This window comes from Stenotrophomonas sp. K-6 (assembly GCF_056861555.1).
The window spans coordinates 468,373-488,865 of the sequence record NZ_JBSPUC010000003.1 but is presented as its reverse complement, the minus strand read 5'-3'; the positions used below and the strand labels follow the sequence as shown (position 1 = coordinate 488,865).

The window sequence follows — 20,493 nt, the reverse complement described above, 5'->3', positions numbered from 1 at the left end:
GATCCGCGACACGGCGAAGGTCTGCTTCGGACAGTTGCATGCCAGGTTCCGCCGATTCTAGTCTTCGCGGCGCTTGAAGGTGTAGGGGCGCGGTCTCCGTGTGGAAGTTCCGCCCGAGAGGTAGCCTGGGCTTGTAGCGGCGCGCTCCTGCTGGCCGAAGCCGGGTTGCTCGATGGCCGTGAAGCGACGCCCGCTTGGAGCGATGTCCGAGAACTGCGCGAACGCTATCCCAGGGTGCGTGTACAAGCCGACGCCATCTATACCCACGACGGCCGCGTGTGGACCTCGGCGGGAATCACTGCGGGAATGAACATGGCCCTGGCCTTGGTCGCAGAGGACCATGGGGCATCGCTTGCACTCAACGTGGCAAAGCGGATGGTCATGGCCAACAAGCGCTCTGGCGGGCAAAGCCAGTTCAGCAGACAGCTTCAGTCACTGGATCTGCCTGACCAGTTCCAGCAGCTGGAGTACTGGATGCGCGACAACCTGCATCAGGGTTTGAGTGTGGACGAGCTTTCGCAATGCCTCCACATGAGTCCCAGGCAATTCAACCCTGCACTTCCAGGTGACCACGCGACCCGGGATCATGAGCAGCGAAAGGTTGCCGTTTGTGCTTGATCAGTTCCGTGCCAAAGGATCTTCGGGCGCATGGAGCGTCAGACACAGTGAGTTTCCGTTGGCCGAGAGTGAGTTGGAACTTTGATGGCGGGATAGTGGCCGATCATAAGGATAGACGACGGTCGATCTCCGCACTCCGGAATGATCGACCGTCGCCCAGCAGACGGCCCCCGCTCTGCTCCGATCAGCGCCAGCCGCGGTTGTGGTTGCGGCGGTCATGGTCCCAGCGACGCTGGTCATGACGACGATCGTGGCGGCTGGTGCGCTCGTAACGATGGTCGCGGTCATAGCGGCGATCGCGATCATGGCGATAGTCGCGGTTGTCGCGGCGATCCTTGGTGGTCACATTGCCGATCGCGCCGCCGGCCACAGCGCCGCCAGCGGTCATCATCGGGTCGCCGTTGGACAGCACGTGCCCCGCAACGCCACCCACGACGGCACCGACCAGTGTGTTCCTGTCCTTGCGCGACAGCGCGGAGGCATCGCCTGCGGCGATGACGCCAGCGGTCAGAGCCAATGCCATGGCCAGGCCACGGAAGCTGAAAGCGGTTGAGGTGAGCATCGTTGGATCCTCCAAACGTATCGGTGTGGAATCGAATCTGGTGGCCGAAGATTGCCGGAACATTGCGTACCCTCCACTGAACCGCCCCCTGTTCAGGTTGGAGTCCGGCCGGTCGATGCGAACGCCATCCGGACGTTACTTCCGGCATTCGCAGGATGAGTCGGTAAAGCCGCATCGTCACGCTCCGTCTACCGATGAGTCAGTCGCCCATGCTTCGCGCCGCGCTATATGTTGTGTTGCTGGTCGCCCTGCCCTCACTGGTCCATGCAAGAATCCAGGCTTCTGCCGTGTCGTGCGACGATGCGGCGCCGTCGCCGCAGCTGCGCGACTCGCGCTGCATGACCGTGCAGGTACCCCTGCGGCATGCCGAACCGGACGGCGAAACGATCTCGTTGTTCGTTCGTCGCGTTCCGGCAGCGACCGATCTCGCAAGACGAGGAGAGGTCTGGTTGCTGTCCGGCGGTCCCGGCGAAGCCGGCGCCTCGCTGTATCCGATGCTGTCTACCTACCAGCGCGCGTTCCCGGGCTTCGACCTGGTGATTGCCGATCACCGCGGCACTGGACGCTCATCGCGGATCTGCCCGGTTCAAGAGGCACCCGACAGCCCAGACGGTGTGGGGCTTGCCGGGACCGAATGGGGGCCGTGCATCGGGGCAATGTACGCCAACCCCACGCGGACCATGGCGTTTTCCATCACCGAAGCCGCGCAGGACCTTGGTCTTCTGATCACAAGCCAACGCGGCAGCGGCGAGTTGCTGGTATATGGCGTTTCCTACGGCACCCAGCTCGCGCTGCGGGCGTTGCAGGTCGCACCCTTTCCGCTGGACGGACTCATTCTGGACGGCTTGGTGCCACCCGAGGCAACCCAGCAGTGGGACCTGAGCCGGCGCACGGCACTGGTGGACGAAGTCGGCCGTCAGGTGCTGCGCGGCCCTGATGTGGCGGCGTACTCGCAACTGCTTGCGTCTGGACCTGATGCGTCTTGGCGTAAGCAGGTGCCCGGCGGCGACCTGCGCCGGTTCTATGGCGCGCTGCTGAGCTTCCCGGCGCTGCGCGATCGTATTCCACAGATGACGCGGGACCTCTCCCGCGGCGATGCCCGCTCGCTGGAGCGCACAGTGACCGACTGGAATGCCGCATTGGCGCAGCTCGGACAAAGCGGGGACAACCGCCCTGCCCTGCCCCTGGTGATGCTGATCGCCGCATCGGAAAACAATGCGCGCCCGGACCTGACCAAGGCCACGGTGGAGGCCGAGGAAAAGGGGAAACTGTTCGTCAGTCCGATTCCTGGATTGTTGGTCGACAGCCCGGTGCCGCGCTATCCGCGCGACGCGTGGTTCGGCAAAACGCCAACCGGCCTGCCAAAAACGCTGGTGGTGCACGGCACACTGGATCCGAACACGGCTTACGCTGGTGCCCGCGAGCATGCCGCCGAGCTCGCCAGGACCACGGCACTGACATTCCACACAGTAGACGGTGGCGCGCACCTGCTGGCGTTGGTTGCGCCATCCTGCTTCGCCAACGCGGCGCGGGCCTTCGTTGAAGGGCGCAAGGTGTCCCAGCGGTGCACAGAACCGAAGGAGCCCTGATCCTGGTCGAACGGCTTGGCGCCAGCGCAACCGCTGTTCCAGGCAGCATCGCGCGCGAAAAGATGACTTCACACCGGCATTTGCTATGGTGCCCACCGACAGTCCCCTCTTACTTGGAATTCCATGCCCCGCAAGCCCTCCACCGCCTCCTCCGCATCAACGATGAACGCCACCTTGGCAGCTGCGGTCGCGCGATCGGGGATGGATGAAAGCGCGCTGCTGCGGGCCGCCACGAAGGAGGCGTTCGAGCGCGCACTCGTGCTGCTTACCGCCTCCTACGCCGATTTCAGCCCGGAACAACAGCGCAGGATCCGGGCAGCGGTGGGCAGCGAGGGATCGGCCAGCGCCATTGCACGCGCCAAGCCAGCGAAAGTCCCCCGCGAAGCGCTGCCGCCCCGCTTCTGGCTGCCGCACAGCGGTGCCACCTGGTCCGGCCGCGGGCGCATCCCCGGTGCCTTCCTCGCCTGGGAGGGCACCGTGGCACATACCGAATGGAAGAAAACACACCCGGATCAGCGCTTCCCGTCCTACCCGGGCTGAGCAGGCACTGCGTTTCGCGACGCAGGGCGATTGATCCAAACGACTATGATGGTCGCCATTGAACGAAGCAGTGGTTGCACATGAGTCGCGGAATCAAGATGCGCAAGGCCGTGGGAACGCACGGCACCCTGCACCGGTTGGCCGACCTGCAGAAGCGCCATGACGCGCAGCAGACCCTGCCCACGTTGCTCTGCGATGGCTGCGCCGTGCCGGTCCGATTCGTCCCCGCGCACGACAGGAGCGGTGCCGACGGCGCCTTTCCCGCCTCGGTTCCTGCGTACATCGCGTTGAACAAGGGGACTGAGCACCTGCCAGGGTGCCGCTACAACGCCCCCTCACATCTCCAGACCCTGCTCGCCAGCGGAACCGATCCCGAGTTCCTGCCCGCCTTGGGTGATGGCGCGTATGAGCTGCGCCTGTTGATTCTCCAGCAGGCCCTGAAGCGCCGCAGCGCCGGATCGACCCTGCTCCCGGCCGACGCGCCACTCGACGGTTACCTGCGCACCCTCACCGACCTGCTGATCCTGCAGGCGATGTGCGAGGACGACGCGCTGCTGACCTCGCAATTGACCCTGCGCCTGGGCAAGAAGCGGGTCGACTGGGCGAATTTCCTTTACGGCCAGGACCGCTACGACGAAGCATGGGAACGGCTGGGCACGGCATCCAGCGAGCTGCCGCTGGCGCTGCTCGGGACGGTGCGGTCACATCGCACGCCGCAGCCCGGTGATCCCCATGGCGTCACCTTCCTCAACTGTGCTCCGAAGTATCAGCAGACCGGCGTGACCGACCGCAGGGACTTCTACGAAGTGAGCGTCGGGCACGCCGATGCGGCATGGCTGAAGTCCTACCCGGTGGGCGCGGCGATCGTGATGTTCGGGCTGTGGCGCCAGGGCAGAAGCACCACCGCCTCACGGCCGCACCCGACCGACCCGCGCCGGACCATCACCAGCATCACCCACAAGCTGGCACTGCGGCCGGTGGTTGCCGGACAATTGGTCTTGGTGGAATGACCGGTTCGTTGGCGCCCGCCTGGTTGCCAACGTGTTCCATGGATGACATCGCTATAAGGAGATAGCAGTCGATGAAGAAGAAGCACTACTGGTTTGTCGCGCGGTCCCATGGCTGGGGATGGGGCCTTCCGTGCGCCTGGCAGGGATGGGTGGTTTACGCCATCGCGTTCGCCCTTCTGGCGGCCGGGCCGTTCGTGTTCTCGCCCTTCAAAGAACCGGTGGTATTCCAGGTTTGCACGTGGACGGTGGTGGTAGCGCTCGTCCTGATCTGCTGGAAGAAAGGGGAACCGCCGAGCTGGCGCTGATAAAGGGGACACACAGCAAACGTATCGTTACATTTCAAATGCGAATGGTTCGTGATACGATTGTTAAGAGTTGTTGAAATTCCCCACACGGACGTCCCCAAGCCATCGCCAGCGGACCCCTCTTTCCCAGGAGTACTGCGTCGATGTTGTCCCCCTCTCCCCGTTCCCGTCGTTCCGTTGCCACCCTGACTGTCGCCATTGGCCTTGCCCTGGCGAGCCAAGCGCATGCAGATGCCTCCGCAGATGCCGCCTCGGCCAAGCAGATGGACACGGTCGTCGTTACTGCCACCGGCGCCCAGCAGTGGATCAAGGACGCGCCGGCCAGCATCAGCGTGATCACCCGCGAGGAGATCGAACGCAAGCCGGTCAGCAGCATCGGCCAACTGCTGAGCACCGTTCCCGGCGTCACCGGCGGCTATGCGCTGTCGGGTGCGCAGTCCAAGATCCGCCTGCGCGGCCTGCCCGAGCAGTACACCCTGATCCTCATCGACGGCCGCCGCCAGGGCAATTCCTCGGGCGTGAACTACCGCGATGATCTGGGTCCTCAGGATCTGAACTGGCTCTCGCCGGACATGATCGAGCGCATCGAGGTGGTCCGCGGGCCGATGTCCTCGCTGTACGGTTCCGACGCCATGGGCGGCGTGATCAACATCATCACCCGCAAGATCGCCAACGAATGGGGCGGCTCGGTCACGTTCAACTACAGCAAGCCCGATTCCCCTACCCGCGGTGATACCACCCAGATGGGCGCGCTGTTCAGTGGCCCGCTGACCGAGAACCTGGGCCTGCGCGTCGGCGCCAATGTCACCAACCGCGAATCGGATACCGGCCGCCGGCAGACGCCCGGCAACAAGGCCGAGAACGCCAACGCCCTGCTGAACTGGCGCGTCAACGACGACCACACCGTGGGCTTCGAAGCCTCGCGTGGCGAGCAGCGCAACAGCGGTGCCGGCGCGGTCGGTGCGTGGGGCCTGTCCAAGCTGGTGCAGACCGGCTACGTGGTCATGCACGATGGTCGCTACGGCGATGCCGCCACGTCCAAGACGACGCTGGTGCAGAACGACTACGAAGACAAGGGCAGTGCGGTCGGCAACCACTCCAAGGAGACGGTGTTCGATACCGCGTTCACCCGCAGCTTCCACTGGGGCTTCGAGCAGAGCTTGAACGTGGGCGGCCAGTGGAAGCGCGAAGAGCTGAAGAACACCGACACCATCGGCACCGTGCCGGTGACCTGGACCGGCACTGGGCGCATCAGCCCGGTCAGCGAAGCCGACTCCTGGGCGCTGTTCGCCGAAGACCACATCACCCTGCACGAGCGTTTCATCCTCACCGTGGGCCTGCGCTGGGACAACACCGACAACTACGACGACAACCTCAGCCCGCGCGTCTACGGCGTCTGGCACCCGTCCGATGACTGGACCGTGCGCGGCGGTGTCTCGCAGGGCTTCCGTGCGCCCACGCTGAAGCAGGGCACGGCCGGCGCGGCGACGCAGTCCGGTGGCAACGGCTGCACCGCGTTGACCGTGGAAGGCTGGACCAACCGCTCGGTCAGCGCCGATGGCACCACCGGCTGCTACATGGCCGGCAATCCGAACCTGGAACCGGAAACCAGTACCAACTACGAGCTGGGCGTCGGCTTCGACAAAAACGGCTGGTCGGCCTCGGCCACCTACTTCCTCACCGATTTCGATGACAAGATCCAGCAGGTTCCGCTGCGCGAGATTCCCGGCCAGACGACCAGCTTCGTCAACGGGTTCTGGTGGACGGTCGCGCAGAACATCCAGAAGGCCCGCACCCGCGGCGTGGAAGCCAGCGTCACCGTGCCCCTGCATGAGCGACTGAACTGGATCACCAACGCCACGCGCATGCTGGAATCGAAGAACCGCACCACGGGCGCCAGCCTGCTGGTGGTGCCCAAGCTGACCGCCAACACCTCGCTGGACTGGCAGGTCACCGATGCGTGGTCGCTCAACCTGAGCGCGCAGCACATCGGCGAGCAGCTGGTGTCCTCCACCAGCGCGACGTTCGCCAAGGCGTACACCACCTGGGACCTGGTCACCGGCTATGACGTCAACGAGCATCTGACCGTGCGCGCGGGCGTCCTCAACCTGGGCGATGTCTCCACCATCGAGGAAGGCAACAACTACGACGGGGGTGCGCGCACCTTCTTCGTGGGTGCCACGGCGCGGTTCTGACCGCGCCGGGTCGAGTGCAGACCTGAAGCAACCCAGGGCGGCGCGGACTTAACCGCGCCGCCCTTCTGCGTTGTGGAGCAGCGCATCGTTGCGCGCCACCGTCCATGCCCGCAACCCCGTTACGGCCAGGCCGACGAACACCAGATACAGCACGGCGGTCACGTGCAGTGACTTGACCATGTACATGCCGACGTAGACGACGTCGACCAGGATCCACAGCCACCATGCGGCCGTGTGACGCCGCGCCTGCCACCACTGGGCGACCAGGCTCAGCGCAGCCAGCATTGCATCCAGCCACGGCAACGCTGCATTGGTAAGGAAGTGCATCGCCGCGCCGAGCGCAATCCCGAAGGCCACGCCGATGCCGAGGTCACGCCACATCGTCACCCGCGCCAGCGGCACGATCGCGACCCGGCCATCGTCCTCGACCTGGCCTCGCCAGCGCACCCAGCCGTACACCAGGAAGCCACCGAAGACGACCTGCAGCAGCGTGTCCGAGTACAGCCGTGCCTCGGCGAACACCAGCGCGTACAGCGCGACCGAGATCAGTCCGACCGGCCAGGCAATGGTGACCCGGCGCGTCATCAGCCACACGCCAAGCATGCTGACGATGGCGGCCGACCACTCCAGGATTGCCGGGTTCATAGTGCGAACGTGACCGACAGCCGGGCCTGACGCGGTGCGCCCGGGAACAGGTAGTAGTCGCCGGAACTGCTGCCGGTGTCACGCCAGTAGAAGCGGTTGAACAGGTTGTCCACCGAGAGGTTCCAGGTCACCGGATGCTCACCCAGCTGATGTCTGAAGCGCAGGCCGGCGTCGAACACGCTATACGCCGGTGCGCTCACGCGACCATCGGCAGTGGCCACGTTGGAGGCCGCGTAACGCCAACCGCCGGTCAGCCCCAGGCCGGTCACGAACGGCAGCTGGTACTCCGCATGCACGGTCGCGCGCGTCTTGGGCACGTTGATCAGCTGGTGGCCTTCGTAGTCTGGCGTGCCGGCATCGCGGGCGCGGGCGCGCAGCACACTGGCGCTGGCGGTCAGCGACAGGCGCTCGGTGAGCTGGCCCTGCGCGGTGAGCTCCAGCCCGGTATGCGTCTGCTGCCCCTCCTGGACGAAGCTGTAGCCGGCATCACTGCCGTCCGGCTTGGCGTACTGGAACGGCTGCGAAGTGCGGAACAGAGCGGCACCCAACGTCAGCGCATCGCTGGGCACGTACTTGACGCCTACTTCGGTCTGGCGCGACAGCACTGCAGGCAGGAACGTGCCTTCGTTGGAGGTCCAGAACGGCGCTTCCTGGCCGAGCGAAATCCCGCGCACGTAGCTCACATAGGCATTGACCTCATCGGTCGCCTTCCAGACCAGCGCGGTCTGCGGCAGGAAGCGCGACAGGCGGCTGTGGCGCTCGGGGTTGCCGCGCTTGTCATAGGCACGCTCGTCCAGGCGGACAAAACGCCCGCCGGCCAGCCACTGCCACTCGCCGAAGCTCATCCGGTCCAATGCGAACACTGCGGTCTGCGCACTGTCCAGACGCCGCGCGGAGGGGCCCGGCATCAGCGGCGACGGTTCGAACTGCGGCACCTGCGCATCGTGGATGTTGGCGGTGCCCACGTACTCATTGACGTTGCGTCGCTTGTCCACGGTGCGCTCGAAACGGTCCGCACCCACACTCAGCTCGTGCCGGACATCGCCGGTGGCGAAACTGCCGCGCAGCTCGCCACGGAATTCCAGGTTGCGGCGGGTGTCGTCCGGGCTGCGGTAATCGTAGATGTCGTAGTCGCCGTTGGGCGCGAAGTAGTTGCCCGGCACGCTGCCATCGGCACAGCCGGCGGCGTAGTAGCAGCCGTAGGCGAAGGCGACGTTGTCGTCGATCACCGAGCGGCTGTAGCTGGCCGACACCCGCGATTGCCACCTCGGGCTGAAGTCGTAGGTATGCAGTGCAGTGAGGTTGGTGCTGTCGATGCCGACCGGCCGCTGCCACGCCTGGTAGCCCAGCATGTGCTTGCGGTCCACGCCGCGCGGCAGCTCGGTGGCGCCCAGCAGCTGATAGCCCGAGGCCGAGCGCTGCGCGCTGGTCTGGTAGTTGGCGTCCACCTCCAGCTTGCCGCGTTCGCCGATCAGCCAGTCGGTGGCCAGCGAGTAGAAGTTGCGGCGGCCATCGGCGTGGTCGATGTAGGAATCGCTGTCTTCCCAGGCGGCATTGAAGCGAACGCCAAAACGCGGCGACAGCCAGTGGCCGAGATCCACCGCGGTGTAGCGGGAGCCTTCCGAATCGGTGCCGAGGGTGACGTTGCGGACCTCGGCCGGGCGCTTGCCCACGTAATTGATGATGCCGCCGGGCGCCATGACGCCCGCGGCGAGACCCGCCTCACCCTTGAGGATCTCCACCGACTGGATGTTCTCCAGCGCCAGGCGCTGCTCGCCGGTGATGGCCAGCCCGTTGAAGCGGTAGCCGGTGCCGGTATCCAGCGGGAAGCCGCGGATCGCGATGTTCTGGTAGTAACCGACCGGCGCGTAGCTGTCGCCCAGCGAGGCATCGTTGCTGGCCAGTTCGGACAACGTGCGGACCTGGCGGCTGTCCAGCAGATCGCGATCCAGGACGTTCACCGAGGCCGGGGTGCTCTTCCAGTCACCCGCGCCGAAACTGCTGGTCTGCGTGGTGGTGGCTGCCGGCTGATGCGCCTGCACGCGCACGGCGGCGAGCTCGGTCGGCGAGCGCTCGGGCGCGTCCGCGAGATCGTTGGCATGAAGTGGCAGCGCGGCGCAGAGGGCGGCGGACAACAGCGTGGGGCGGAAGCAACGGTTCATTCGATTCGTCATCAGCTGGGGGAGACGAAGCGAAGGCACGCAGGCGCACCGACCCATCACGGCGGTATGCCTGCTGCTCAAAGCTCCCTACGCCGGTGCAAACCGGATCAGGTTCCAAGGGACTCTCTCAGCCTGGTTTCGCCAGGCACCCCCGCTTCTGTGACTATTTCACTACAAACCGTACGGATTTGCGAGCCTGCCCTCAGGCGGCGGCGTGCAGCGCCTTCAGCAGGCCCTGCCCTGCCGGGGTGCTGAACCAGTCAGCATGCCCGAGCAGGAAGGTGTGGTAGGCCACGTCGGCATTGGCCGGCGAGTGCGTCACGCCCTCGAAGTACTCCACTTCCGACAGCGCGAAGTCGAGCTGGACGATAGGGAGCAGGTCGGCCAGCAGGTGCACGCGCTCGGCAGACAGCGGCACGATCTCGCGGTAGCCGGCCAGCAGAGCCAGCGCGATATCCACGCGCACGGCCGCCTCGCCGCTTTCCAGCGCCAGCCAGGCCACCGCGTTGCGTTCAATGGCGGTGGCCAGGTCGAACAAGGCACTGGTCGGCGATGCCAGGCCGACATCGAGCACGGTATCCACCACGTATCGCTCGCCGTCCTGACGCCAGAGCAGGTTGGACACATGGAAATCGTTATGCGCCCAGAGGCGCGGCTCGGCCTGCAGGCGCTCAGCCAGCCCGGCGTGCCAGGGCAGCACCGCCCGCCGAAGATCGGCCTGCCAATCCTGGCGCGCGAGGTAGGCCGCCAGGCCCGGACGATCGCCGAGCCCGGCCTGCAGGGCCGCGATAGGATCGGCGGCGCGGAGCAGATCATCGCGCGCGACCAGCAGGTGCGTGCTGCGTTGGGGTGCGTGATAGCTGGCTGACGCGTGATGCAGTCGCGCCAGCATCCGGCCGGCCTCGCGCGCCTGTGCGGCGTCGGTCAGCAATGTCCAGGACGGCGCATCGCGGTAGATGTCCTGCCCACGGCCCACGGTATGCAGCTCGTAAGTCCAGCCATCGTGTTCGACCGCGGTTGCGCCGTCCCGATCATGCAATACCTCGACCACGGGCACGCCCTGAGCGGCGAGGTGCTGGAGCAGGCGATGCTCTTCGGTCAGCCCGGCCGCCGTGCGTACGCTGCCATGGTGACGCTTGACGAACACCCTGCCCTGTTCGCTCTCGACAATGGCGGCGGCGGACATCGGCCGCGGGCTGTGCCACAGCACCTGGCTCGCTTCGCCCAGCTGCGGAAACCGCTCACGCAGCCAGGTGATCTCCCGGTCGGTGATGGCGGGCCAATCGGCGGCCACCTCATCGTTGTTGAGGCCTTGAACGCGGTGGGGGCTGTTGCTCATGGGATGACGGGTCGATGACGGCGAGAGGCACGCTGTCACCAGACAGAGGGCGCGGCGAGGATACCAAGCCGGGCCCACCGAGGGGAGCCAATCACTCTGTCAGGGCGTGCCGTTGCCCTGCTTCGTGGCGGCCGGCTTGGCCGGCAGCAGCCGCGGCTGCTCGGCATACCAGTCGCGGGCGCCGGCAAGGTGCCACTTGCGCTGCTGGCCCTGCAGCTCGATGCCGGCCCCCAGCACGCCCCAGCGCAGGTAAAGATCGCCGCGGCGCTTGCCATGACTCAGATCCAGCCGCGCCTGCAGGGACAGCCGCTCGTTCTCGGCCTGCAGATCCTCCACGATCAGCTCGCCACTGCGCCAGCGCAGCTGCCCACTGGCCTGCACCTCCCCGGAATCCAGCATCCCGAGCACCCAGCGCGGGTATTCGCTGCGCTGGGCGAACACGCCGAGCAATGGCCCGGCATCGCGCAGGCGCAGGTCGGCCAGGCCATCCACCTGGAACGGCGCGGCCGCATCAATGTGGCCACTGCGGATCGCCACCTTGCCCCACCAACGCCCGTCACTTTTTTCATCCCCCACGTGGATGTTGCGCAGGTCCACGGTGGTGCCGCCGAGATCGAACTGGCGGCTGTCGAAATCCGCACGCTGCAGGCGCGCCTGCAGTTGCGCATCGCCGCGCATGGCGATGCCCGCCACACTGAGCCGGGCCCCGGTGCCGCGCAGATCGGCACTGCCCTTGCCTACCCGACCGGAGGCATCCAGCGAGACATCACCGCTGAGCAGACCGGTCCCGCCGAGCAGGCGCACGTTGTCGTTGCCCAGATAGCGGTTGTAGGCGGTGAGGTCGGGCACCCGCGCATCGGTGAAACGCAGCTGGGCGCGCATGCCATCACTCAATTCCTTCAATCGGGCATCGCCGCGCAGGGTCAGCGCCAGCTGGCGCCCATCGAACAGCACCGCCTTCGGCGCATTGGTGGGCGCAGCCTGGAAGCGCGGGATCTGCACCTTCAGTTCCGCCTGCGGTGGTTCGCCCTCCACGATCCGGCCCTGTGCATGGGCGTCGCCGCGCATCCTGACCCCTGCAACCTCGGCCACGGCAGCCACCTGCGGGATATCCACCGTGCTGCCCGGCGCCAGTTGACCATCGGCGAGGATGACGTCTGCCTTGAGCAGCCCACCGCCATCAAGGTGGAACCACGGCTTTTTCACGAACAGATCGCTGATCCAGTTGAGCGACTGGAACTGCCAGGCGCCCTGCACTTTGCCAGACAGCCGTGGAAGCAGCTCGCCCGGCGCCTGGAACGGAATCTTCCGGCCGGTCACGCGCAGATCGGCATTGAGTTCGCTGCCCGTTTCCGGATCACGCGGTAGCCGGGCCTGGACGCGCATGTCCTGCGCCACGTCCAGTTGCAGCGACAGCAGGCCACGGTCATCGGCGTGGACGCCGGCATGCAGGGGCAGCCGCCAGACCAGCCGGCTGCCCGGTCGCAGCGCGCCCTCTTCCAGGGTCACGTCCGCGGTGAGGCGGGCATTGGAGACCGCACTGCCCACTTTGACGTGCGGGCCACCGGTGTCGATGCGCAGGCCTTGGCTGCGGGCATCGATCTGCAGCTGCGCCCAGGTGATGCCAAGTTTCTGCAATCCCGGCGCGTCGTCACGATAGTGCCGCGGGAAGTGGAAGCGCGCGGCGATATGGGCATCGTCCAGCACGTTGACCCCGTCGAAACTGACCTGGGCATCATCGAAGCCCGCCGTGGAATCGAACAGCTCCGATGGCCCGCCCTTGAGTTGCTTGAGGAAACCGACATTGCCGCGCCCTTGGCCAACGATCAGCAGCTTGCCGAAGCGCCCACTGCGGATAGTGTCGCTGTGGATCGCATCGAACCGCAGCGTCCAGCCACGGTCACCCCGCGGCGGCGGGGGAATGGCCTTTTCGACCCGCTCGACCTCGGCTTCAACCCCCGTGGCATCAATGCGCGGAATGCGCACTTCCTTGCGCAACAGCGCCGGCAGATCGATCCAGGCACTCGCCCGGTCGGCACGGAACACATACTGCGTTCGATTGGCCTGGCCGCGCATGCGGATGTTCCAGACCACGGCCTGCCCGGGCATCAGGGTCAGCGCCGGCCCGGTCTGCATTGTGAACTTTTCAGGTTTGCGGTTGGTGACCGCATCGAACAGCGGCGTATTGAGGAACACATTGCCCGCCAGCAGGTACAGCGCGTAGAGCGCCAGCAGCGACAGCAACACCACGCGCCACGGCCGGGGCCAGCGCTGCACGCGCTCGGGAATCAGGGGCATGTGGGTCCGCAACAGGAAGCAGGATGACGTCCCACTATCGGCAAGACGCAGCCGTGACCGCGTGAAGGCGTGCTACGGAAGCTTCGCGATCACCTTGATCTCCACGTCGAATCCATACAGCCAAGTCACGCCGATACCGGTGAGCGTGGGATACGGCGCCTCGCCCCAGTACTCCGGAACGACGGCCCACACCCGCTCGAAGATCTGCTCGGGATTGACCAGGAACACGGTCACGTCGACGACATCATCGAACGTGCACCCGGCCGCGCCAAGCACCGCGTTGAGGTTGTCGAACGCACGCCGTACCTGCGCCTCCAGCTCGGGCTCGGGCGAACCGTCCTCGCGGCTGCCAACCTGCCCGGACACGAACAGAAAGCCATTGGACCGTACTGCCGGCGAGTAGCGGTTGCGCTCGTACAGGGCCTGGCGGCCCGGCGGAAAAACGACGTCACGTGTTGCCATGAACCACCTCTGCCCTGGGCCGATACCGGCCCATCTGGAATGAAAGGCCACAGTAGACCGCCGTGGGCACCGGATAAACGCGGTCCGCTGCCCAACATTGTTTGTAGAATCCAAACAATCAGCCCCCAGGGAATGCAGATGGACCGGTTCGACGCAATGCAGGCCTTCGCCCGGGTGGTGGAAACCGGCAGCTTCACCAAGGCCGCCGAAACGCTGCACATCAGCCGCACCACGGTCACGCAGCTGGTACAGCACCTGGAGGCCCGGCTGCGGGTGCGCCTGTTGAACCGCACCACCCGGCAGGTGAATGTCACCGCCGATGGCGCGGCCTACTATGCGCGGGTGATCCGGCTGCTGGCCGACATCGACGACGCTGAAACCAGCCTGTCCACTGCGGCTGCCGCGCCTCGCGGGCGCCTGCGGGTGGACGTGCCCGCCCCATTCGCACGGCGGGTGCTGGTGCCGGCCCTGCCCGACTTCCTTGCCCGCTATCCGGAGATCCAGCTCGATCTGGGCGTCAGCGATCGCCACGTGGACCTGATCGACGAGAACGTGGACTGCGTGATCCGGGGTGGACAAATCACCGATCAATCGCTGGTCGCCCGCCATATTGGCGATCTGCCGGCCGGCATCTACGCTTCGCCCGCCTACCTGCAGCAGGCGGGTATCCCTTCGCATCCGCAGGACCTGGAGCAGGCCCCGCACCGCGTGGTCGGCTACCTGCGCTCGCGCAGTGGCACGGTTCTGCCCTACACCCTCCAGCGCGGCGACGAACCGGTCACCGTGAAGGGGCACCACCTGCTCGCGGTCGATGATGGCAATGCGTATCTCGCCGCGGGCGTGGCGGGCCTGGGTGCGCTGTGGCTCCCGGACTACATGGCCGCCCCGCACGTGGCCGCCGGCGAGCTGGTCCGGCTGTTCCCGGGGTGGCGCATCGATGCGATGCCGCTGCACCTTGCGTTCCCCCCGAACCGGCATGTCAGCGCCAAGCTGCGGGTCTTCATCGACTGGGTCGCGGCGCTGGTGGAGCAGCGCATGCCGCGTATGCCTCCGTAAGCGCGGACGGCGGACGGCACTCGCCGCGCCCCCCTGCTATCGGCCACGCGTTGGCGTCTGTGGCTCCAGCGCAACCGCACGATCATCGGGTGTTTTCTTCAGCGGCGCGATGACCAGTGTGTCGCCCCTGCACACATCCACATCGCGGTAGACCACCCGTCGTCCGTTGCGGAACGCGACACGAAGATCGAACCGGCAGCCCTCGTCGGCCAGGCGGATCATGGTGCTGCCGCCGCCACCCGCAAGAATATCGATCGACCGCGGCGCAAACGCTTCCGTGCCGGCTGGCGCGACATCGACGGTCACCACGCTGTCGTGCGCCCGGTTGAGCAGACCCAAGTAACGCGCCTGTCCGCCGTGGGCGCTGGCGGCGAGCAGCAACGAAACGAGCAGAAGGGGGCGGATCAGGATCATGGCGGTGCTCCAGGCAGGTGATGGACACCCGCATCACGCGCCCGCCGGCCGGATCGGCCAACCGGTCCGGGACGAATCGTCGCCACGACCAGGCCAATCGTAATGGGCCGTCATGGCGCTTCCCGCCCTCCCGCCGCCTGCCTAAGATGAGCGTCGCCAGAGATGCCTGGCCCGGAATCGACCATGTACATTCGCCTTGGCAGCACCCGGATCCGCCTGTCCCGCTACCTCGCCCTGTGGACGGCGGTGGCCGTGGTGTTCGCCCTGCAGACCTCGATCAACGCCGGTCTACCGAACAGCCAACAACCCCTCTGGGATCTGCTGCGGTGGTCGCTGATCCAGTGGTACACGTGGGCTGCCCTGGCACCCACGGTCTTCCGCCTCGCCGAGCGCTTTCCGGTACGCGGCAGCGGGCGCCTGCACGGGCTCGGCGCACAGGCGGTGGCCAGCGTCGGCATGACGTTCATTGCCATGGTCGTGGGCGCGATGGTCTCCACCCTGTTCGAGCCGAGCGGTTTCTTCGAGCAGCTGGGCTACTTCCTGGAGCAGCACTTCGCCATCGGGCTGCTGACCTACTGGACCCTGTTCGCGATCCAGCAGGCCATCCATTTCCACGCCGAGAAGGCCCGCCGTGAACTGGAGGCGAGCCAGCTGGCCACCGAGCTGGCACAGTCGCGTCTGCTCTCGCTGAAGTCCCAGCTGCAGCCGCACTTTCTGTTCAACACCCTGCACGCGATCATTACCCTGCTCGACGAGGACAAGGTCTCGGCCGAAGACATGCTGCTGCGCCTGAGCGACCTGCTGCGCGCGTTCCTGGAAGACTACGACGGGCAGGAAATCAGCCTGCGCCAGGAACTGGACCTGATCGAGCTGTACCTGGGCATCCAGCGCACCCGATTCAAGGATCGGCTCACCACCCGCACGTACATCGCTCCGGACACGCTGGACTGCGCGGTGCCCAGCCTGATCCTGCAGCCGCTGGTGGAGAACGCGCTGCGCCATGGCATCGGCCAGCGCGTGGGCAGCGACACGATCGAGATCGAGGCCCGCCGCGATGGCGACACGCTGTGCATCGAAGTGCGCAACCGCAACAGCACCCTGTCGGCCGAACCGACCGCATCGGCCGGACACGGCATCGGCATGTCCAATGCACGCCTGCGCCTGAAGGAACTGTACGGCGATGCCGCCGACGTCCGGCTGGACATGCTCTGGCCAGAGGGTGTCGCCTGCCGCGTCCGCGTGCCGTTCCGTGAACTGGACAGTGCCGACGAGGCACCCGAATTCACCCCCGGTACAACGCCGGGGATCGCGCCGGCATGAGCCTGACCGTGCTGGTGGTCGATGATGAGCCGATCGCCCGCCATGCGATCGTGCGGTTGCTGCGCGATGATCCCGAAATCGACATCGTCGGCGAATGCGGCGATGGCATCTCGGCGGTCGGCGCGATCCGCAGCCACTCACCGGACCTGGTGTTCCTGGACATCCAGATGCCCGCGATCAACGGCATGGACGTGGTGGCCACCCTCGGCGCGGCGCGAATGCCGGCCACCGTGTTCGTCACCGCGTACGAGCAGTACGCAGTGAAGGCCTTCGAGGCCAATGCCGTGGATTATCTGGTCAAGCCGTTCAGCCGCGAGCGCTTTGCCGCCACGCTGCAGCGGGCGAAGGCGCGGCTGTCGGCGGCGAGCGGCATGGGCGCACAGGCCTCGGCGCAGATCCTGCAGGCGCTGGATGCACTGCGCCAGCGGGACGACTACCTGCAGCGCATCCCGGTGCGGGTCGATGAGCATGTGGTGCTGGTGGCGGTGGAGGACATCGTCTGGATCAAGGCGGCACGCAACACGGTCGAGATCCACCTGGTCGACCGCATGCACGAGCTGCGCGAGACCATGACCACCCTCGCCGCCCGGCTGGATCCGCGGCATTTCGCGCGCGTGCATCGCTCGGCGATCGTCAACGTGCGCCGGGTCAAGGCGATCCATCCGTGGTTCAACGGCCACCACGTGGTGACCATGGACACCGGCCAGCAGCTACGCATGAGCCGGTATCAGAACGAGGCGTTCCTCAAGCTGGTCTCCACGCGCAGCGAATGAGGCCGCCGAGCCAGGTCCGGCGGCCGCGTCAGCGCACTACGCGCTCGTCTGCCCGCAACGTCAGGACGTCGACTCCATCGGCAGTCACCAGCACCGTGTGCTCGGCCTGTGCCGAGAGCTTCCCGTCACGGGTGGTCACGGTCCAGCCGTCGTCGCTCATGTCGATGGCCGCGCGGCCCTGGTTGATCATCGGCTCGATGGTGAAGGTCATGCCCTCTTCCAGCTCCAGCCCGTCGCCGCGGCGCCCGTAATGCAGCACCTGCGGCTCTTCGTGCATCTCCTGGCCGATGCCATGGCCGCAGAATTCGCGGACGACGCTGTAGCCATGCGCCTTGGCATGCTGCTGGATCGCAAAACCGATGTCGCCCAGCGTCGCGCCCGGGCGCACCACGCCGATCCCCTTCCACATCGCCTCGCGCGTGACCCGAACCAGCCGCTTCGCCGCGTAGTCCACCTCGCCGATCAGATAGGTCTTGCTGGAATCGGCGATGTAACCGTCCTTCTCCAGGGTGATGTCCAGATTGACGATGCTGCCGCTGCGCAGGATGGCATCGGGCGATGGCACCCCATGGCAGACCACGTTGTCGATGGAGGAATTGAGCACGTAGGCAAAGCCGTACTGGCCCTTGCTCGCCGGGCGCGCATGCAGCTGATCGACGATGAAGCGCTCGACCCAGTCGTTCACCTGCAGCGTGCTCATGCCCTCCAGCGGCAGCTCGTCCAGCGCCTCGAACACCTGTGCCAGCAGGCGCCCCGATGCGCGCATCAGCGCCTGTTCTTCAACGGTCTTGATCATGCTTCGGCCACCCGCAACGCGCCCGGCTCGACCCCGGCAGCACGCAGTTCACGGCTGACGATCTCCTGGTAGCTCATACCCGGATTCATTTCACACAGCATGCCGATCTTGATCCAGAAGCCCGCCTGGGCATTGATGGAACGGCCCGAAACGCCGCTGGCGCGGCGCAGGTTGTCGTGCAGTTCGTCGTCGATGTTGACGATGCCCATGGGCGAGCCTCAAAAAGTGGATATACACATCATATATGTTTCGTATATCACAGTAAAAGGCTCGCCCCGGAGTCGCTCAACGGGTGTAGGCCGTCGCCTCGATCTCAAACAGCATGCCGTCCAACGCCAGCCGCGGCACCGGGATCAGCGTGCAGGTCGGCGCACGGCCCAAGCGCCAGCGTCGGCCGATCTGTTCGGACAGGATGCCGAGTCGGTCCTGATCGTGATCGACCACCAGCACGGTGAGCTTGGCCACGTCGGCCAGGGTGGCACCGGCCGACGTCAGTGCAAGGCTGAGATTGTCCAGCGCTTGGGCGACCTGCGCATCGAAGCACGGCGGCAGCGCGCCATCGGCGGTTTCCCCGCCCTGCCCGGCGATGTGGATCACGCGGGCCGGCAGCCGCACCACCGCAACGTGGGAATAGCCGTTCGCGGTCGGGTCGTACAGCCCGGACGGATTAATGAACCCAAACAGGCCGGCAGGCGCAACAGGGGCATCGGTCAACATGGGGGGAGGCTTGGTCAAGGAATGAGTACGCAGTCTCTTGCCTCAACCGCGGTTGAGGTCAACGCAGGGCATTGCAACGCTGCGGTGCAGTCATGGATGATTCGTGCACTCCCGGCCATCCGGGCGGGTCGTACGTTCCTTCAAGCACGTTCACGAAGAACACCACCGGAGCTCAGGATGAGAATGGTCTGGACTGCACTGCTGTTGCTGATCGCCCTTCCCTGCCTGGCCGGGCCGCAGAACCTCAAGGAAAGCGCCGCACTCAAGCCCGACGAAGGCCTGCTGATCACCACCAGCCACTGCCCGGAGAACACCTTCGGCATGCAGTTGTACGCGCCGGGCACTTCAGCCAAGGGGCTGATCGGCCCGTACCGTTTCAAGGGCGTGATCGTCTGCAACGAGCCCACCACGTCGTTGCGTATCAAGGCCGGGCGCTATTACATCGGACTGCTGTTTTACCGGCAAGGGCAGACTTTCGCCCTCGACGAGGCCGATGCCCCACGCCTCACGATCGAAGCCGGCAAGGCCACCTACATAGGCGATGTGTACGTCGTGACGGGCGAGCCGAGCCAGCAGGACGCCCGCCGGGTGATGGTGCACAGCTTGGCATTCACCGACCGGCGCGATGACGCCCAAGCCGTGCTGGAGCGTGACTACCCCTGGCTGCTGCCGCGCTACCCGTTCGTGGTGTCTCTGCCGCAGAACGCAACCATCATCTCGACGTCCAGTGAGAGCCAGACGGCCCCACCTTGAGCGCTTGCGCGCCGAGTCAGGTCCAGGCCGGATCGGCCGTGAAATCGATGGTCAGCCAGAACTCGCTGCCGCGCGCATCCAATCGCTCGGCGATCTCGTCGCGCATCGCGTCCACGTTGCCGATGGTGCCGATCACCGTTTCCGGACGGGTCAGGATGTGGATTTCCACGAACCGCATGCGGCCCATCTTGGCCACGTGGCTGGTGAAGTCCAGATAGCCGTGCTCGGCGACGAAGTCCTTCATCACCGCCTGCACGCGCGCATCCAGCGTATCCGGCGCCACCTGCAGCACTTCGCGCATGGCCTTCCAGGCGCTGCGCAGCGGTACCGGCAGCACCGCGACACTGATTGCGGCCAGCACCAGTGGATCCAGATAAGGAATCCAGTGGGCGTGCTCGCCGCCGCGCAGCAGCAGCGCGATCGCGAACGCCAACACCACGGCCAGGCTCATCAGCCCGCTGAGCAGCCAGGCGCGCACGTCCAGCCACAGCAGCGCCGAATGCAGCTGCATCGCACGGGTACGCACGAACGCCGCCATGGCCAGGTTGCTCACACACAGTACGGCGGCCCACAGCAGCGCAGGCCCAGCCTTGACCTCATGACCCCCGGTGGTCAGCCCGATCACCGAGTTGGCCAACGCATAGATGCAGGCCAGCGACAGGATCGCCCCGCCAAGCGCCTCCACCATCGGCTCCAGGTGCCAGTACCCATACTGGAAGCGCGGGCTTTCTTCCCGCGCCACCAGCCGCAGCACCGACAGCGCCACCAGGGTCAGCGCCACATCCACCAGGCTGTAGACGCCGTCGAACAGGATGGCCTGCGATCCCACCAACAGGCCGCCGATGAAGCCGATGGCGCTGACCGCCATCGTCACCCCGATGGAGAATGTGAGGACCCGCTGCTCGCGTGCTGTATCCATCGCTGGCCGAAGGTTCTCCG

21 protein-coding genes and 1 riboswitch are annotated in these 20,493 nt (G+C 66.1%); of the genes, 10 read left to right on the top strand and 11 right to left on the bottom strand.

Annotated features, from left to right (window positions below):
• Positions 1-21: 21 nt before the first annotated feature.
• The gene (locus AC13F7_RS12630) at positions 22-618 is read left to right on the top strand and encodes a DJ-1/PfpI family protein (protein ID WP_483001048.1); all 597 of its coding nucleotides are present in this window, start codon (positions 22-24) and stop codon (positions 616-618) included.
• A 184-nt stretch (positions 619-802) separates the two neighbouring features.
• On the opposite strand, the gene AC13F7_RS12625 is transcribed toward AC13F7_RS12630, so the two are convergent.
• Entirely contained in the window at positions 803-1,180 is a 378-nt protein-coding gene (locus tag AC13F7_RS12625) for a hypothetical protein (RefSeq protein ID WP_123729520.1), read from the bottom strand.
• A 209-nt stretch (positions 1,181-1,389) separates the two neighbouring features.
• On the opposite strand from AC13F7_RS12625, the gene AC13F7_RS12620 reads away from it, so the two are divergent.
• From AC13F7_RS12620 to AC13F7_RS12600, 5 genes are all read left to right on the top strand, one after another.
• Positions 1,390-2,769, top strand: coding sequence for an alpha/beta fold hydrolase (locus tag AC13F7_RS12620; RefSeq protein WP_483000784.1), 1,380 nt, complete (start codon positions 1,390-1,392; stop codon positions 2,767-2,769).
• A gap of 123 nt (positions 2,770-2,892) precedes the next feature.
• Positions 2,893-3,309, top strand: coding sequence for an H-NS family nucleoid-associated regulatory protein (locus AC13F7_RS12615; protein ID WP_260232211.1), 417 nt, complete (start codon positions 2,893-2,895; stop codon positions 3,307-3,309).
• An 80-nt stretch (positions 3,310-3,389) separates the two neighbouring features.
• On the top strand, positions 3,390-4,319 hold the full coding sequence (locus AC13F7_RS12610) for a hypothetical protein (protein WP_483000777.1): 930 nt from the start codon (positions 3,390-3,392) through the stop codon (positions 4,317-4,319).
• Positions 4,320-4,390: 71 nt separating this feature from the next.
• Positions 4,391-4,624: a hypothetical protein gene (locus AC13F7_RS12605; protein ID WP_483000775.1), complete on the top strand. Its 234-nt coding sequence runs from the start codon at positions 4,391-4,393 to the stop codon at positions 4,622-4,624.
• A gap of 143 nt (positions 4,625-4,767) precedes the next feature.
• Positions 4,768-6,819, top strand: a complete 2,052-nt coding sequence (locus AC13F7_RS12600) for a TonB-dependent receptor domain-containing protein (protein ID WP_483000773.1) — start codon at positions 4,768-4,770, stop codon at positions 6,817-6,819.
• A gap of 48 nt (positions 6,820-6,867) precedes the next feature.
• Here AC13F7_RS12600 and pnuC read toward each other — a convergent pair whose 3' ends face one another.
• From pnuC to AC13F7_RS12575, 5 genes are all read right to left on the bottom strand, one after another.
• The gene (gene pnuC / locus AC13F7_RS12595; RefSeq protein WP_483000770.1) at positions 6,868-7,464 is read right to left on the bottom strand and encodes a nicotinamide riboside transporter PnuC; all 597 of its coding nucleotides are present in this window, start codon (positions 7,462-7,464) and stop codon (positions 6,868-6,870) included.
• Positions 7,461-9,626: a TonB-dependent receptor gene (locus AC13F7_RS12590; RefSeq protein ID WP_483000768.1), complete on the bottom strand. Its 2,166-nt coding sequence runs from the start codon at positions 9,624-9,626 to the stop codon at positions 7,461-7,463. The genes pnuC and AC13F7_RS12590 overlap by 4 nt, the downstream gene beginning before the upstream one ends.
• 67 nt (positions 9,627-9,693) lie before the next feature.
• A riboswitch (TPP riboswitch) is annotated at positions 9,694-9,789 on the bottom strand.
• 39 nt (positions 9,790-9,828) lie between these two features.
• Complete coding sequence (locus AC13F7_RS12585) at positions 9,829-10,965, bottom strand: phosphotransferase enzyme family protein (protein ID WP_483000766.1); 1,137 nt, start codon at positions 10,963-10,965, stop codon at positions 9,829-9,831.
• Between the two features lie 99 nt (positions 10,966-11,064).
• Complete coding sequence (locus AC13F7_RS12580) at positions 11,065-13,263, bottom strand: translocation/assembly module TamB domain-containing protein (protein ID WP_483000763.1); 2,199 nt, start codon at positions 13,261-13,263, stop codon at positions 11,065-11,067.
• Positions 13,264-13,335: 72 nt separating this feature from the next.
• Positions 13,336-13,725: a RidA family protein gene (locus AC13F7_RS12575; RefSeq protein ID WP_265308175.1), complete on the bottom strand. Its 390-nt coding sequence runs from the start codon at positions 13,723-13,725 to the stop codon at positions 13,336-13,338.
• A gap of 138 nt (positions 13,726-13,863) precedes the next feature.
• Between AC13F7_RS12575 and AC13F7_RS12570 the strand changes: the two genes are divergently transcribed.
• Positions 13,864-14,781: a LysR family transcriptional regulator gene (locus tag AC13F7_RS12570; RefSeq protein WP_483000760.1), complete on the top strand. Its 918-nt coding sequence runs from the start codon at positions 13,864-13,866 to the stop codon at positions 14,779-14,781.
• A gap of 36 nt (positions 14,782-14,817) precedes the next feature.
• Here the strand turns inward: AC13F7_RS12570 and AC13F7_RS12565 are convergent, their stop codons facing one another.
• The gene (locus tag AC13F7_RS12565; protein ID WP_483000755.1) at positions 14,818-15,195 is read right to left on the bottom strand and encodes a hypothetical protein; all 378 of its coding nucleotides are present in this window, start codon (positions 15,193-15,195) and stop codon (positions 14,818-14,820) included.
• Between the two features lie 183 nt (positions 15,196-15,378).
• On the opposite strand from AC13F7_RS12565, the gene AC13F7_RS12560 reads away from it, so the two are divergent.
• Both AC13F7_RS12560 and AC13F7_RS12555 read left to right on the top strand, forming a co-directional pair.
• Complete coding sequence (locus tag AC13F7_RS12560) at positions 15,379-16,515, top strand: sensor histidine kinase (RefSeq protein ID WP_483000752.1); 1,137 nt, start codon at positions 15,379-15,381, stop codon at positions 16,513-16,515.
• On the top strand, positions 16,512-17,288 hold the full coding sequence (locus tag AC13F7_RS12555; protein WP_483000748.1) for a LytR/AlgR family response regulator transcription factor: 777 nt from the start codon (positions 16,512-16,514) through the stop codon (positions 17,286-17,288). The genes AC13F7_RS12560 and AC13F7_RS12555 overlap by 4 nt, the downstream gene beginning before the upstream one ends.
• Positions 17,289-17,316: 28 nt before the next feature.
• On the opposite strand, the gene map is transcribed toward AC13F7_RS12555, so the two are convergent.
• The 3 genes from map to AC13F7_RS12540 form a co-directional block, all read right to left on the bottom strand.
• Complete coding sequence (gene map, locus AC13F7_RS12550; protein ID WP_483000744.1) at positions 17,317-18,084, bottom strand: type I methionyl aminopeptidase; 768 nt, start codon at positions 18,082-18,084, stop codon at positions 17,317-17,319.
• Positions 18,081-18,293, bottom strand: coding sequence for a ParD-like family protein (locus AC13F7_RS12545; RefSeq protein WP_088433419.1), 213 nt, complete (start codon positions 18,291-18,293; stop codon positions 18,081-18,083). Before AC13F7_RS12545 ends, map begins: the two co-directional genes overlap by 4 nt.
• Positions 18,294-18,369: 76 nt before the next feature.
• Complete coding sequence (locus tag AC13F7_RS12540) at positions 18,370-18,801, bottom strand: RidA family protein (RefSeq protein ID WP_483000740.1); 432 nt, start codon at positions 18,799-18,801, stop codon at positions 18,370-18,372.
• Positions 18,802-18,984: 183 nt separating this feature from the next.
• Between AC13F7_RS12540 and AC13F7_RS12535 the strand changes: the two genes are divergently transcribed.
• Positions 18,985-19,554, top strand: a complete 570-nt coding sequence (locus AC13F7_RS12535; protein WP_483000736.1) for a hypothetical protein — start codon at positions 18,985-18,987, stop codon at positions 19,552-19,554.
• Positions 19,555-19,570: 16 nt separating this feature from the next.
• Here AC13F7_RS12535 and AC13F7_RS12530 read toward each other — a convergent pair whose 3' ends face one another.
• Positions 19,571-20,473, bottom strand: a complete 903-nt coding sequence (locus AC13F7_RS12530) for a cation diffusion facilitator family transporter (protein ID WP_259259751.1) — start codon at positions 20,471-20,473, stop codon at positions 19,571-19,573.
• Positions 20,474-20,493: the final 20 nt, after the last annotated feature.